The following is a 14604-nucleotide window of genomic DNA, read 5'->3' on the forward strand; positions in this document are numbered from 1 at the left end:
AAATAAGCGTATGTTTATGCTTATGATCGGGTTTATTTTATTCATAGCGGTCATCGGCTTCTCGCTAAGCGACCGCAAGGAATTATCGTGGCCGGAGAAATTTTTGAAGGATTCGGCAGCATACGTGCAGCAATGGTTCTACAAGCCCGCTGGTTATATAGCGGGCTTCTTCGAGGATATTAGCAATTTACGCACGATTTATGAAGAAAACGAGCAGCTGCGCCTTACAGCTGCAGCTTATTCTCGTGACAAGATTAATTACAATTTCGTAGAAAAAGAGAATGAACGTTTAAAGGCAGAACTCTCGTTCACACAGCGTCAGAAAGAGATGTACAATTATAATTATTTGATCGCACAGGTTGTATCGATCAGCAACGATGCGAATAACCGCACGATGACGATTAACCTAGGTTCCAGAGACGGCATCAAACCGAATATGGCCGTAACAACCATAGAGGGGTTGATCGGTCTTGTAAGTTCAGTAACCCCCAATTCGGCAGCTGTTACTCCAATTACAGAACTTGACGAAGCATCGCCAACGTTCAACTCCATTGCTGTGACGATAATGGGTCGTGAGAATGAATCATTTGGTGTTCTGAGCAGCTACAACAAGGAAACGTCTAGAATCGTTATGACGAAAATCGCCGAAGACGATAAAATGGAATTTCAAGATACAGTTATTACATCTGGACTAGGCGGTATTTATCCAAGAGGACTCGTTGTCGGAACGGTTGAAAACAAGCAGCTTGGCGACTTCGGCCTTACATATACGGCATCGGTCAAGCTATCAGCAAGTTTTGATCATCTGACTGAGGTATTTGTTGTTCAGGTCCCTGAAATGGAGGAAGCCGAGAAATGAGCTTGAACCGAATCATCCTGCTCATGTTGCTCTTGTTTGTTATCGAGGGAGCAGTGATGCCGTGGATTATTCCAGCCGGCTTCGGTCAACGGATCATTCCTCACTTTGTATTTGTAATGGTCATCTTCTCAGGTCTATATAGCAGAAGGCATCTTGCACTCATGCTTGGCATAAGCTTCGGATTGCTTCAGGATATTGTATACTTTGGTCATCTGCTTGGAATTAATGCGTTTATTATGGGTTTAATGGGTTACTTTACTGGCGTATTGCTGGAGCATCGCCGTTCAACGCTTATGATGGCGATTTCTGTTGTGGGTTTTGCCTGCATTCTATATGACAGCGCCATATATTTCATTTACAAAGCATTTCGAATTACGAATGAAAGTTATGCATGGGCTCTTATCGATCATATCCTTCCTAGTTTATTTTTACAGCTGGCGTTTGCACTCTTGTGTTATGTACCGGCGCGAAAATGGTTTGAAGGGCAGACATTGGTCAAAGCAGAGAAGGATGAGGAATAAAATATTGCTGCAGGCAGGATTTTGCCCAGCTTAGCAAGAATCCATTAGGTTGGGGAGGGACGAACGTGACCGATAAGCAGCATATTATTATTAAGGGTGTAAAAGAAGGTCTCGTGTTCCTTCTCGACGATAAATGTGAATTTGCGACGCTTCTAGATGAATTGCAATACAAGCTGGAGAAGACGCATCAGCAGTTGCTCACAGGTCCCCTTGTTCACGTTCAGGTGAAGCTTGGATCCAGGCAGATTTCTGATGATGATAAAGATCGCATCAAAAACGTGATACGTTCACAAGGAAACCTAATGGTTCAATCTGTTGAGTCTGAAGCGCCTAAGATCGATCCTCAGCTCGGACAGCAACCTAATCTGCAAGTGCTCACGTCTATTATACGCTCAGGCCAAACTTATGAGCATGATGGGGATTTACTTTTAATCGGCGATTTGAATCCAGGCGGTACTTTAATGTGTACAGGTGACATATATGTGCTGGGTGCATTGCGCGGAACCGCGCATGCTGGGATTGGCGGGAGGACGGACGTGATTATAGCGACTTCACTCATGCGGCCAACTCAGCTCCGCATTGCGGATGTAATCAGCAGGCCGCCAGAGGAATGGATGACCGGCGATGCCTCTATGGAGTTCGCCTTCTTAAGTGAAGGTAGAATGCAAATTGATAAGCTAGCGCAATTATTCCGCATACGGCATAATCCTATAATGTTTAAAGGAGTGTAGAATATGGGAGAAGCGATTGTTGTAACATCAGGGAAAGGCGGCGTCGGCAAGACGACCACTTCGGCGAACCTGGGTACCGCGCTAGCTTTACTTGGTAAGAAGGTTTGCATGGTTGATACAGATATTGGACTTCGCAATCTGGACGTGGTTATGGGACTTGAAAATCGAATCATTTATGATTTGGTTGATGTTGCCGAGGGCCGCTGCCGCTTGAATCAGGCGCTCGTAAAGGACAAGCGCTTTGAAGAGCTGTACATGCTTCCTGCTGCACAGACGAAGGATAAGGATTCTGTTACGCCTGAACAAGTTCGAAATATGATTTTAGAGCTCAAGAAAGAGCATGACTATGTTATTATTGATTGCCCAGCGGGGATTGAGCATGGCTTTCGTAACGCAATTGCAGGTGCCGATCGGGCTATCGTGATCACTACACCTGAGAACGCTGCGGTGCGGGATGCCGATCGTGTAATCGGACTGCTGGAGCAGGAGAAAATACCAAGTAAGCTAATCATTAACCGGATTCGTCAAAATATGATGAAAACCGGTGAAATGTTGGATATCGATGAAATTTGTCAAGTGCTGGCAGTCGATTTGATCGGAATCGTACCTGATGATGAGAAAGTTATTTCTGCTGCAAACAGCGGAGAGCCGACAGTTATGAATCCGGCTTCACGTGCCGCAATCGCCTACCGGAACATCGCACGCCGCATACTTGGCGACATGGTTCCTCTCATGCTGCTTGATGAGAAGGCGGGAGCGTTCAAACGTTTCCGTAAGTTCCTCGGAATAGGATGATTAGGACTTGCTTAACAAATTAAAAAAGCTGGATTGGGGAATTTTGATAATCTTAGTTTTCCTTATGATTATCAGTATCGTACTTGTCTATAGTGCAACTGCAAATAATCCAAAGTACGCCGGTCATGAGATCAAACAGCTGAAGTTTTACGGCTTAGGCTTTTTTGTAGCTATCGCAGCCACCTTATTTGATTATCGTATCGTTCTCAAGAGCTGGCATGTCCTTTATGGCATAGGGGTTACATTGTTGATTCTTGTTTATTTCTTTGGAGCGGTAATCAATGGGGCTAGAGGATGGTTTCAGTTTGGAGCCTTATCGTTTCAGCCTGCGGAAATGGTCAAAATTATACTCATTATCGGTATCGCTTATATTATGGGACGACGGCAAGGCGATCGGCTGACGTTCACACAAGATTTGCTTCCGATTGCAGTATTTGCTTTCCTGCCGTTTATGCTCGTAATGATTCAGCCGGATCTCGGCAATGCGATCATATACGTAGTTATCGTGTTAGGGATGTTATGGATTGGGAATGTCAAATATTCTCATGTAATTACAGGGATTACCGTCGTTGTTGTAAGTCTTGTCCTTTTTGTTTCTCTGTTCAATACATTCAATCAAGAAATTTACAATTACTTGAAAGATAATGAAATGGGACATTGGCATAAAAGGATTAATACATTCATTAATCCGGAGACGGCAACTGCAGATGACAAACATCAATCGGAAAATGCACAAATTGCAATCGGTTCAGGCGGTTTAAACGGTGACGGTTATATGCAAGGCGATATGAAAAATGGCGGTTTTGTACCTTATCCGTATTCTGACTCGATTTTTGTTGTTATAGGCGAGGAATTTGGTTTTCAAGGTGCAGCCATCTTATTGCTTTTGTATTTCTTGCTCATATATCGGATGATTATTATTGCTTTTAAATGTTATGATTTGCGAGCCTCGTACATTATTATTGGCATCGTGTCTATGTATGTGTTCCAGGTGTTCCAAAACATCGGAATGATGATTGGAATTATGCCAATTACGGGAATTACGCTGCCGTTTATTAGTTATGGAGGCACATCACTACTGCTTAATATGCTGTCAATCGGACTTGTATTCAGCATTAAGGCACATCAAGAAAAATATGAGATGGCTGACTAAAGGTTAGCCAAGCTAGAAAGCTGCTTCTGAGACGGATGTTATCCGATCTTGGGGTGGCTTTTTTTTATGATCAGCTGCGCTCGCATACTTGTCTCAATCCCCACATATCCATGTATAAAGGAACAAGCTGTCCCAAGGACGATGGAAGCGGGGGAAAAATGAGATGTTAATGAAGGATAATGAGAAGCGGCGCAATCAGCATAAAAATCAAAATACAGGGGATCGGAACTCTGTGCCTTTACAAGAAGAGGACATATATTCAGACCCTCGCATGCCATACAAGCACGAATATTTTGATGAAGACGAGGCGGAGGAGCTTGATCCAGAGGTCGTTTGGAAAACCAATCCTAATCCATGGGCAAATTGGAACGAGGACAAAGGGTATGTTGGTAATAGAAGATTTGTAAAAGGGCCAGTTGTATCGAATGAGAACGATCCGGGATCAGGCGGCGGGAAAAATAATTATACTTTCGGCAAGGAGCTGAAATGGAAGCTAGCAGTAGCATTGCTGTTATTTGGCGCGGTATGGGCTATGTTTCGCTATGATACGGAATACACGCTCAAGGGACAAGCGCTTGTGAAACAAGCACTTACGGATGAGATTGATTTTGCAGCTGCGGCTGCTTGGTATAAGGAAACGTTTGCTGGGGCTCCATCCTTTATTCCTATTTTTCAGGACAATCCTGAACCTGCGGTAGGCGCGGATGGAACGGTGAAGCTGCCTATCGTAACCCCATTGGAAGGAGGATCGCTAGTTCGAACGTTTGCGGAGATGCTTAATGGTATAGAGCTTGCTGGAAGCTCTGAAGCAGAGGTTGTTGCGGCAGAGACGGGGCGTGTATTGCTATTATCAGATCAGAGCACGCAAGGTTCGACTATTGTTATCCAGCATGTCAATCAGCGCGTAACCGTATATGGGATGCTTGGGAAAACAAGTGTTAAAGTAAATGACTGGGTTGAGGCAGGGGATTCTATCGGCAACCTGCTGAAAGCTGAAGGTACGCAGCCAAGCCTGCTATATTTTGCTGTTAAACAAAATGATTTGTATATCGATCCCGTGGGCGTGATACCGATTGATTAAATGGAAAGGAATCCTATGGTCGGTCCATCCGTTGTTCGTTATCATTATGCTTGGGTCGGTCATGACAGGATATTTTGCCGAGCTGATTACCTTGTTTTTACTCGTGCTTGTCCATGAAATCGGCCATGTTATTGTAGCTCGGGGCTATGGCTGGACGATAAAGGAAGTAAAGCTGCTGCCCTTTGGTGGTGTTGTAGAGGTTGAGGAAGCCGGCGGCGTACCTGCAAAAGAAGAAGCAATTGTAGCGATTGCGGGTCCCTTGCAAAACGTTTGGATGGGACTAGCTGCTTGGGGCTGCGGGCAGCTTGGCATATGGGACTTAGCATGGGCGGAGTATGTATGGAAAGCGAATCTAATGATCGGCTTGTTCAACCTGCTGCCTATTCACCCGCTTGACGGAGGGAAGCTGCTGCAGGCGGCATTAAGCTATACGGTTAACTATTATAAAATGCTTATTTGGAGCGCGCGAGTCAGCTTGTTTTTTAGTGTGCTGATGATCATCGTCTCCTTGCTTCCATGGTTAGTGTATAAGGATGGCATTCAACTCAATCTGCTCATTGTCGGCATATTTCTTGTGATGACGAACTGGACATATTATCGTAATGTTCCATATTTGTTTTATCGTTTTCTGATGTACCGGGAACGGATCACGCTGCAGGCGCTGAGGCTCGGCCACATTGCAAGTCCTATAATCGTAAGCGGCAAGCAGTCAATCATCTCGGTAGCAAGGCTCTTTCAAAGGGAGCGATATCATTTGATATATATGGTGGAGTCGCACAGCAAGGAGGTCAGAGTGCTTCCGGAGCAGAAAATTGTAGAAGGATGTTTGTCCGAAAATAATCCGAATCGTGCAGTGTCGGAACTTTTCAGTTAAAATAGATGAAAAGCGTACGGGCAGGTGATATTCAGGAATGAAGCAAATGTTGATGCACGTTAACGGTGAAATGCTGCAAACCGCTGTACTGGAAAATGGCCGCCTAGTCGAATTTTTTATGGAAAAATCAAAAGCAAGCAGTTTGGTTGGCAATGTTTATAAAGGTCGTGTCGTGAACGTGCTGCCTGGCATGCAGGCGGCTTTCGTAGATGTAGGACTAGCTAAAAATGCATTTTTGTACATTGATGAGCTGCTCCACCCTCATTTGGAAAAACAGCCAGCTGAAAAGCCGCTCATTCAAAATATGGTCAAGCCTGGACAGGAATTGCTCGTACAAGTTATGAAGGAGCCGCTGGGTGGCAAAGGAGCCCGTGTCACTACACATTTTTCACTGCCTGGCCGGTTTCTTGTTTATATGCCAAATGCCGATTATATTGGCGTTTCCAAAAAAATCAATTCCGAAAGCGAGCGGTCGAGATTGCGAGCCATAGGCGAGAAGCTGCGTGAGCTGGAGGAAGGCATTATTTTACGAACGGCGGCTGGCGCTGAAAGCGAGCTGTCTTTGCATGCCGATGTCGCTGGGTTAAGAGAGATTTGGCAAAGCATTTCGGAACGAAGCGTGGAAGCGAGTGCGCCAAGCGAGCTGCATAGAGAGGCAGGTCTCATGCGGAGGGCTGTACGAGACACGCTTACGATGGATATCGATGAAATATGGATAGACAATGCGGAGAGGTTTGAGGAAGCGTCAGCACTGCTGGAGGAAATGACCCCTCAGCTTCGTGAGCGGTTAAAATGTTTTGAATCAAGGCAAGGCAATTCTTTATTTGATACGTATCGTGTGACGGAGCAGGTAACGAGAGCGTTCGAGCGCAAAATTCAGCTTACCTGCGGGGGGCACCTCATATGGGAAGTGACGGAAGCTCTGACGGTTATAGATGTGAACACTGGCAGATTTATTGGGACATCTGGCCTTGAAGACACTGTGTTCCGCACGAATATGGAAGCAGCAGACGAGATTGCAAGATTGCTCCGAGTTCGAGATGTAGGCGGCATTATTATTATTGATTTTATTGATATGGAGCAGGACAACCATCGCGAGCAGGTTATGCAAAGACTCGTAGAGAAAGCGCGCAATGATCAAACCAAATGTACGATTTTGGGCTGGACAAAGCTCGGTTTAATTGAAATGACACGTAAAAAGGCTCGTGAGAATGCTGTCCATCAACTGATCGAGCGCTGTGAGAGCTGCGGAGCGCACATAAAATGATCAGAGTTGTATAAATAGTTTAATTTTCTTGTTGGATGAATTGATATAGCTTGCATAGTATGGTACAATCTTTGGGTGTGTGTCTCGTACCTCATTGGAATGGGACGTACAAGTACCGCTCCGATTGGGTAAACAAGCGTTTGCGGCGCATGCCGTGAGCCACCTGAATTAGGCGAGTCTTCGAAAATAAGGAGGTGCACCAACAATGTTCGCAATTATCGTAACTGGCGGCAAGCAATACAAAGTTCAGGAAGGCGATGTAATCTACATCGAAAAACTGGATTCTGAAGCAGGCGAAAGCGTAACGTTTGATCGTGTTTTGGCGGTTTCTAAAGGTGACGGTCTTGTAACTGGAACTCCGGTTGTTTCCGGCGCTACAGTAACAGGCAAAGTCGAGAAACAAGGCAAAGGCCAAAAAATCATCGTTTACAAATACAAAGCCAAAAAGAACTATCGTCGTAAGCAAGGTCATCGTCAACCGTTCACAAAAGTAACAATCGAGAAAATCCAAGCGTAAGAGGAATTTCTATGATAACAGTTACCTTTGTACGAAGAGCCGCTGACAGACGTATCGTATCATTTGCGGTCGAAGGACATGCTAAATATGCGAAGCCCGGCAAAGATATCGTTTGTGCGGGTGTATCAGCCATCTCGGTTGGTACCGTTAACGCGATCGAAGCTCTAGCGGGAGAGGAGCTCCCTGCCAAGATGAAGAACGGCTGGCTATCGTCGGATATTCCGACGCTTGCAGACGAGGCTTCAGACGGCCGGATGCAGCTGCTGCTGGAATCGATGGCGGTTATGCTTGACACTATTGCAAAATCATACGGCAAGCATGTCGTTATTCATGAACATCTTAATGCGTAAGCATTCGGTGCAGGTTTGTTTTACAAGCCTCTAGTTCATGCTTACGGTGCAGCTTTGCTCACCAATCCTTTAGAAGGAGGGAATAACTATGTTGAAACTGAATCTTCAGCTCTTCGCTTCGAAGAAAGGTGTAGGTTCCACTAGAAACGGACGTGACTCACAGTCGAAACGCCTTGGCGCTAAACGTGCTGACGGTCAAACCGTATCTGCTGGAAGCATCTTGTTTCGTCAACGCGGAACAAAAATTCACCCAGGAACTAACGTAGGCATCGGGAAAGACGATACGCTTTTTGCATTAGTAGAAGGCGTAGTGAAGTTCGAACGTTGGGGACGCGACCGCAAAAAAGTGAGCGTGTATCCAGCTGTTCTTGCTCCGGTAGCTGCAGCAGTAGAAGCTTAATACAACCTTATATATGCAACAAGCCCCGGCCTGCATCGCTTGGCCGGGTTTTTTTATTCCATGGCTGATGACCGTAGGACGGCTGCGTGATATACTGGAAGCAAGCAAAAATGCCTAAGGCGTCTTGGACGCTGAAGCAGCTTTGACGGGGAAATATAACATATATGTTGTTATATTTTCGGGAAATACGAAGAAAGTAGGTTTAATCGATGGGACGCTTAACAACGGTGAAATATTACGCGGCGGCAACCATTTTATTGCCATGCGCCGCTGTACTTATTTGGCCCAATCAAGTGTGGTTAACTGCTGTCTTTCTCGTTTGGCTTATAGCTGTTGCGACTTACTGGATACGAACGGAACGGAAAGAGCACGCAGAGCGGACTGCGCGAACGATTCAATCGTTGCAAAACTCTGCAATAAGAACTCTCAATCATCATCGTCATGACTGGATGAACGACCTGCAAGTCGTGTTTGGCTATATTAGGCTCAAAAAGCTGGATAAAGCCGCCGAGTATGTGGAGAAAATAAGTGAACGGATGGCTGTGGAGAGCAGTATATCCAAGCTAGGGGTTCCATCACTGATTAGTTATATTCAATCGTTTCGTACGATATCGAATTCGCTGGAGTTACAAATTGTAATTAAAGGCGACATTCATTTAAACGAAATAACGGCAGATGCCGATCAAATAGCCGAAACGCTCATTCATACGATTAACGCATATCGGTTTGCGGCTAAGCCTGGCTATGGTAATGCTGCTGTTCTTACGCTTACGCTATCGCTGGATAAGGATGCACTGTATGCAGCCTTCTATTATGATGGCGAACTAATGAATGAACAGCAATGGAAGCAAAAAATACAACAGCAGTTGGAAGGCGCGCCAATGCAGCCGATCAACTTCGAGCAGCCGTATGCAAAGGTGTTGCTGAGGGCGGAAATGCGCGCATGAACGGGGGCACATCATGTTTGTCGATAAAGCGAAGATATTTGTAAAAGGCGGCGACGGAGGCGATGGTATCGTTTCTTTTCGCCGTGAGAAGTATGTAGAACAAGGTGGTCCTGCAGGTGGCGACGGAGGCCGAGGCGGCGACTTGATCTTTCAAGTTGACGAGGGTCTGCGTACACTGATGGACTTCCGCTATCAGAAGCATTTCAAGGCTGATCGCGGCGAGCGCGGAAAAGTAAAAAGCATGCACGGAGCAGGCGCTGACGATACAATCGTACGGATTCCGCCCGGCACAATAATCGTTGATGATGATACGCAAGAAATTATTGCGGATATGACTCGTCACGGTCAACAAATCGTTATTGCAAAAGGCGGACGCGGCGGACGCGGCAACATTCGCTTCGCTACGCAAAACAATCCAGCTCCTTATATTTCGGAGAATGGTGAAGAAGGACAAGAGCGCTGGGTTGTTCTTGAGCTTAAAGTAATGGCAGATGTAGGCCTTGTTGGTTTCCCAAGCGTAGGCAAATCAACCCTGCTATCTGTCGTATCTGGCGCTAAGCCGAAAATTGGCGCTTATCACTTTACGACCATTACACCGAATCTAGGTGTCGTTGACGTTGGGGATAGCCGTAGCTTTGTAATGGCTGACTTGCCTGGTCTTATCGAAGGAGCGCATGAAGGCGTTGGTCTTGGTCATGAGTTTCTTCGTCACGTAGAGCGGACGAGGGTTATCGTTCATGTTATCGACATGTCAGCGTCTGAAGGCCGCGATCCTTTTGATGATTGGGTGAAAATCAACGAGGAGCTTGTTCTCTATAATGAGAAGCTAGCAGATCGTCCGCAAATTATTGCTGCAAACAAAATGGACATGCCGGATTCTGAGGAGCAGCTTGAGTTGTTCAAGCAAAAGCTCGCAGAAGTTAGCGGTGAACGTCAATATGAAATTTTGCCAATCTCCTCGCTAACGAAAAAAGGCGTACAGGAGCTACTATATAAAGCAGCTGATATTCTTGATACGGTTTCAGAAGAAGTTGAAATCGCAGATGTGAAAGATGTTGCTGAGCGTAAAGTTTATACGTACGAGAAGCGCGAAGAGACGACTTTCACCATCCATAAGGAAGATGAAGTGTTCGTTATTGTTAGTGCTGGCATTAGCAACTACATGAAACGGATGAATTTGACTTCCTATGATGCAGTTATGCGTTTTGCACGCACGATGCGCAAAATGGGTGTCGATGCCGAGCTTCGCAAGATGGGGGCAAAAGACGGCGATATGGTTCAAATCGGCGACTTTGCTTTTGAATTCTTTGAGGGCAGCGACTATAATCCGAATGGCTAGAGCATTTGCACATATTAAGAAATGAAGACGGCGAAAGCCGTCTTTTCTTGTTTTGCCTATTGCCCCAAACTGTATATTTCGATATAATGTCCACTATAGGTGAACAATTGTCTTTTTGAGGAGGACGTATAGTGACGAAACGCTATTATGTCGTTCGAGAGGATATTTTACCGGAAGCGATTATGAAGACGATACAAGTGAAGGAGATGCTTGGCCGAGGAGATGCGGCAACCGTACATGAGGCGGTTGAACGTGTTGGACTTAGCCGAAGCGCTTTTTATAAGTATAAAGATGGTGTCTACGCGCTAAATGAGCTGGAACGAGAACGTATTGCGACCATTTCTATGGATTTGGAGCATCGTTCAGGCGTACTCTCCAACGTACTTAGCATGGTGGCGAGCCAGGATGGCAATGTGCTGACGATGAATCAGTCCATTCCGCTCCAAGGTTTCGCTAATGTCGTCATTTCGGTCGATATTTCGCAGCTTTCCGGAGAACTGTCATCGCTGGTTGAAATGCTTCGCAGTCAACCAGGCGTGCGTAAAGCTTCGGTCATCGGACAAGGATAACAGAATTGATAATGGAGGGTATATATGAAGCCGGTTAAAGTTGGTTTATTAGGTCTTGGTACAGTTGGTACAGGTGTAGTTCGAATTGTTGAGGGACATCAGGATGATTTGGCTAGTCAGGTCGGTTCGCCGATCGTAATTGAAAAGGTGCTCGTTCAAGACAAAAGCAAATCGCGTAATATTGCAGTGGATGCAAGCAAGCTAACTGAGGATCCTTGGGAGGTCATCCGCCACCCTGAAATTGATGTTATCGTTGAGGTTATGGGTGGAATCGGGCTTACGAAAGAATATATACTAGAAGCGCTGTCCCTCGGCAAACATGTCGTAACGGCAAATAAAGATTTGATGGCAATGCACGGACCTGAAATATTGGCCAAAGCCAAAGAAAACCGCTGCGATGTTTTGTATGAAGCGAGCGTAGCCGGCGGTATTCCGATTATTCGTACACTTGTCGAAGGTTTCGCCTCCGACCGCATTAATAAAATTATGGGCATTGTGAACGGCACAACGAATTTTATTTTGACAAAGATGAGTCAAGAAGGCGCTTCGTATCTAGATGTGCTTAAAGAAGCGCAGGAGCTTGGTTATGCGGAGTCAGACCCGACATCAGATGTCGAAGGACTTGATGCAGCGCGCAAAATGACAATTCTCGCTACAATCGGATTCCGTGCCAATGTTGCGCTTGAGGATGTATCCGTTCAAGGCATTTCATCGGTATCCAAAGAAGATATTTTGTACGCGAAGCGTCTTGGCTATGAAGTGAAGCTGCTTGGTATCGCAGAGCGTCAGGATGATTTGATCAGCATCAGCGTTCAACCAACGATGGTGAAGCAATCGCATCCTATCGCATCGGTAAACGGCGTGTTTAACGCGGTTTATGTATATGGCGAAGCTGTTGGTGAAACGATGTTCTACGGCGCAGGCGCGGGTGAGCTTCCGACAGCTACGTCGATCGTATCCGATTTGGTTGCCGTTGTGAAAAACCTGAAGCTTGGTGTGAACGGCATGCAGGGAAGCCTTGCTTATAAAGAGAAGAAGCTCAAGACTGACGAGCAGATCTCATCTAAATATTTCATTTTGCTTAAAGTGGCAGATCGTGCCGGCGTTCTTGCACGCATAACGCAAGTGTTTGCTGACTTTGAGGTCAGCTTGGAGTCGGTATTGCAGCAGCCGACACCGTCTAATCCGGAAGCTGAGATCATCATCATCACTCATGACGCGAACAAAGCAGCTATCCAGAAGGTGCTTGCTAAGTTTGACTCGCTGGATGTCGTTCATAAAGTGAAAAGCGTCTATCGCGTAGAAGGATAAATCTTATGAACAATCGCAGAGTAATCGTAAAAATACCAGCAAGTACAGCAAATCTCGGACCAGGATTTGATACGCTTGGGATGGCTCTTTCGCTATACGCATGGATTGAAATGAGCATCTCTGAACGAACAGAATTCCAGTTTTACGGCGATCAAATGAATGGATTGCCAAAGGACAAAACGAATTTAATTTATAAGGTTGCGCAGCTTGTGTTCAAAGAAGCAGGCGTATCCGTGCCAGAACTCTCGATTTCAATGCACAGCGATATACCGCTCACTCGCGGACTAGGCAGCAGCGCGTCAGCAATCGTAGGCGCTCTGGTTGCTGCGAACGCATTGATTGGCAGTCCGCTCACGGATGATAAGCTGTTCCAAATGGCAACAGCGCTGGAAGGCCATCCGGACAATGTTGGCGCGTCACTATACGGCGGCATTGTCGTCTCGGCTTGGGATGGGGAGCGAGCAGATTATGTTAGAATTGAGCCGCATCATAAGCTGAAGACGCTTGTCGCGATTCCAGCCTTTCAGCTGTCGACGGAGAAGGCGCGTCATGCGCTTCCGTCTACAATCAGTATGGCTGACGCCATATTTAACGTCAGCCGCAGCTCTTTGCTCGTCGCAGCGCTTGCTGGCGGCGAGCTAGGTATGATTCGCCATGCGATGAAGGATCGGATGCACCAGCCTTACCGTGCAGCCCTGATTCCCGGCATGGCAACTATACTGGAGCACGCAGTAGAGCACGGCGCGCTTGGTGCTGCGCTAAGCGGAGCAGGGCCGACGCTGATTGCATTTGTTGAGGATACGGAAGCCGGTGCTGCACACAGCTCGGGCGAATCCATGCTTGAAACATTTCTGCTTGATACACTAAAGCAGGAGGGCATTGAAGCGAATACGCTATGGCTGTCGCCAAGCGCTCAAGGTCCTCAAATTACGATAGAGGAAATTTCTTCGCAGCCTGCGATTCCTCTTCCGGATCGAATTAAAGGAGATATGAAGCGATGAAGACGATAGCGGTTTTACCTGCTGGCTCCGTATCGGATGAGGCAGCAAGACATTTATTCCGCGGTGAAGAAATAAACTGGAAGCATCATCGGCTAATATCCGATGTGTTCCTGTCTACTGTCAATGGAATAAGTGATTACAGCATCATTCCAATCGAGAATACGATTGAGGGTTCTGTTAGCCTTCATATGGATTGGCTTGTACATGAGGTTGATATTCCGATTCAAGCGGAGTGGGTTTATCCCTCCATTCAAAATTTGATCGGCCGGCAATCTGAGCTGTTAAACGATAATGGGGAAATGGACTACTCACGTATTACTAAAGTGATCAGCCATCCTGTAGCGATCGCACAGTGCTTGCAATTTCTGCGTACACATCTTCCGCATGCGGTTACAGAACATGTCAGCAGTACAGCAGAGGGCGTTAGAATCGTTCAAAACAATCCGAATGCCGGTTTGGCAGCTATTGGCACGATGACAGCTGCTGCGAACGAGAAGCTTGATGTTCTCGCAAGTGAGATTACAGATCATGATAATAATTACACTCGGTTTTTGCTGGTCGGATCAGAGCCATATACCGATCGTAAATCCGATAAAATAAAAACGAGCATCTTAATTACATTGCCAGAGGATTACCCGGGAGCGCTCCACCAGGTTCTTTCTGCTTTTGCATGGCGCAAAATCAACTTGACCCGAATTGAATCGCGCCCGACGAAGAAGAAGCTCGGCAATTATTATTTCTTCATCGACATTGATATGGCTCTTGATACCGTTTTGCTACCTTCAGCCATTCAAGAAATTGAAGCAATCGGATGTCAGGTTCGCGTATTAGGAAGCTATCCAAGCTTTACTGAATTCAAGAAATAAGCATAGCTGGTTGTGCGCTACAT

17 protein-coding genes are annotated in these 14604 nt (G+C 46.1%); all 17 read left to right on the forward strand.

The annotated features are described in order from the left end of the window. Positions 1 to 10 precede the first annotated feature (10 nt). Positions 11 to 859, forward strand: a complete 849-nt coding sequence (gene mreC, locus ACIFSR_RS13195) for a rod shape-determining protein MreC (protein ID WP_430057735.1) — start codon at positions 11 to 13, stop codon at positions 857 to 859. Beyond that, positions 856 to 1380: a rod shape-determining protein MreD gene (gene mreD / locus ACIFSR_RS13200; protein ID WP_076270857.1), complete on the forward strand. Its 525-nt coding sequence runs from the start codon at positions 856 to 858 to the stop codon at positions 1378 to 1380. Before mreC ends, mreD begins: the two co-directional genes overlap by 4 nt. A gap of 65 nt (positions 1381 to 1445) precedes the next feature. Then, positions 1446 to 2111 carry a septum site-determining protein MinC gene (locus ACIFSR_RS13205; protein ID WP_076270856.1) on the forward strand — a complete coding sequence of 222 codons (666 nt, stop codon included), beginning with the start codon at positions 1446 to 1448 and terminating at the stop codon, positions 2109 to 2111. Between the two features lie 3 nt (positions 2112 to 2114). After that, a complete protein-coding gene (gene minD / locus ACIFSR_RS13210; protein ID WP_054027234.1) occupies positions 2115 to 2906 on the forward strand; it encodes a septum site-determining protein MinD in 792 nt (263 codons plus the stop codon). Positions 2907 to 2913: 7 nt separating this feature from the next. Next, entirely contained in the window at positions 2914 to 4059 is a 1146-nt protein-coding gene (locus tag ACIFSR_RS13215; protein ID WP_339207861.1) for an FtsW/RodA/SpoVE family cell cycle protein, read from the forward strand. A 163-nt stretch (positions 4060 to 4222) separates the two neighbouring features. After that, on the forward strand, positions 4223 to 5140 hold the full coding sequence (locus ACIFSR_RS13220; RefSeq protein WP_339207862.1) for a M23 family metallopeptidase: 918 nt from the start codon (positions 4223 to 4225) through the stop codon (positions 5138 to 5140). Further along, positions 5133 to 6014 (forward strand): M50 family metallopeptidase, encoded by an 882-nt coding sequence (locus ACIFSR_RS13225; protein WP_430057739.1) that lies wholly within the window; start codon positions 5133 to 5135, stop codon positions 6012 to 6014. Before ACIFSR_RS13220 ends, ACIFSR_RS13225 begins: the two co-directional genes overlap by 8 nt. Before the next feature lie 37 nt (positions 6015 to 6051). After that, entirely contained in the window at positions 6052 to 7281 is a 1230-nt protein-coding gene (locus ACIFSR_RS13230; RefSeq protein WP_430057741.1) for an Rne/Rng family ribonuclease, read from the forward strand. 205 nt (positions 7282 to 7486) lie between these two features. Then, positions 7487 to 7798 carry a 50S ribosomal protein L21 gene (rplU, locus tag ACIFSR_RS13235; RefSeq protein ID WP_053374798.1) on the forward strand — a complete coding sequence of 104 codons (312 nt, stop codon included), beginning with the start codon at positions 7487 to 7489 and terminating at the stop codon, positions 7796 to 7798. Between the two features lie 11 nt (positions 7799 to 7809). After that, positions 7810 to 8148 carry a ribosomal-processing cysteine protease Prp gene (locus ACIFSR_RS13240; RefSeq protein WP_054027239.1) on the forward strand — a complete coding sequence of 113 codons (339 nt, stop codon included), beginning with the start codon at positions 7810 to 7812 and terminating at the stop codon, positions 8146 to 8148. A gap of 88 nt (positions 8149 to 8236) precedes the next feature. Then, the gene (gene rpmA / locus ACIFSR_RS13245; protein WP_076270851.1) at positions 8237 to 8548 is read left to right on the forward strand and encodes a 50S ribosomal protein L27; all 312 of its coding nucleotides are present in this window, start codon (positions 8237 to 8239) and stop codon (positions 8546 to 8548) included. A gap of 209 nt (positions 8549 to 8757) precedes the next feature. After that, on the forward strand, positions 8758 to 9495 hold the full coding sequence (locus tag ACIFSR_RS13250; RefSeq protein WP_430057743.1) for a Spo0B domain-containing protein: 738 nt from the start codon (positions 8758 to 8760) through the stop codon (positions 9493 to 9495). A 13-nt stretch (positions 9496 to 9508) separates the two neighbouring features. Beyond that, positions 9509 to 10834: a GTPase ObgE gene (obgE, locus tag ACIFSR_RS13255; protein WP_076270849.1), complete on the forward strand. Its 1326-nt coding sequence runs from the start codon at positions 9509 to 9511 to the stop codon at positions 10832 to 10834. A 131-nt stretch (positions 10835 to 10965) separates the two neighbouring features. Then, on the forward strand, positions 10966 to 11403 hold the full coding sequence (locus ACIFSR_RS13260) for an ACT domain-containing protein (RefSeq protein WP_076270848.1): 438 nt from the start codon (positions 10966 to 10968) through the stop codon (positions 11401 to 11403). Between the two features lie 24 nt (positions 11404 to 11427). Next, entirely contained in the window at positions 11428 to 12714 is a 1287-nt protein-coding gene (locus ACIFSR_RS13265; protein WP_076270847.1) for a homoserine dehydrogenase, read from the forward strand. Positions 12715 to 12719: 5 nt separating this feature from the next. Continuing rightward, a complete protein-coding gene (thrB, locus tag ACIFSR_RS13270) occupies positions 12720 to 13715 on the forward strand; it encodes a homoserine kinase (RefSeq protein WP_430057745.1) in 996 nt (331 codons plus the stop codon). Beyond that, a complete protein-coding gene (gene pheA / locus ACIFSR_RS13275) occupies positions 13712 to 14581 on the forward strand; it encodes a prephenate dehydratase (protein ID WP_430057746.1) in 870 nt (289 codons plus the stop codon). The genes thrB and pheA overlap by 4 nt, the downstream gene beginning before the upstream one ends. Positions 14582 to 14604 lie beyond the last annotated feature (23 nt).

The organism is Paenibacillus sp. NRS-1760 (genome assembly GCF_050467785.1).
GTDB lineage: Bacteria > Bacillota > Bacilli > Paenibacillales > Paenibacillaceae > Pristimantibacillus.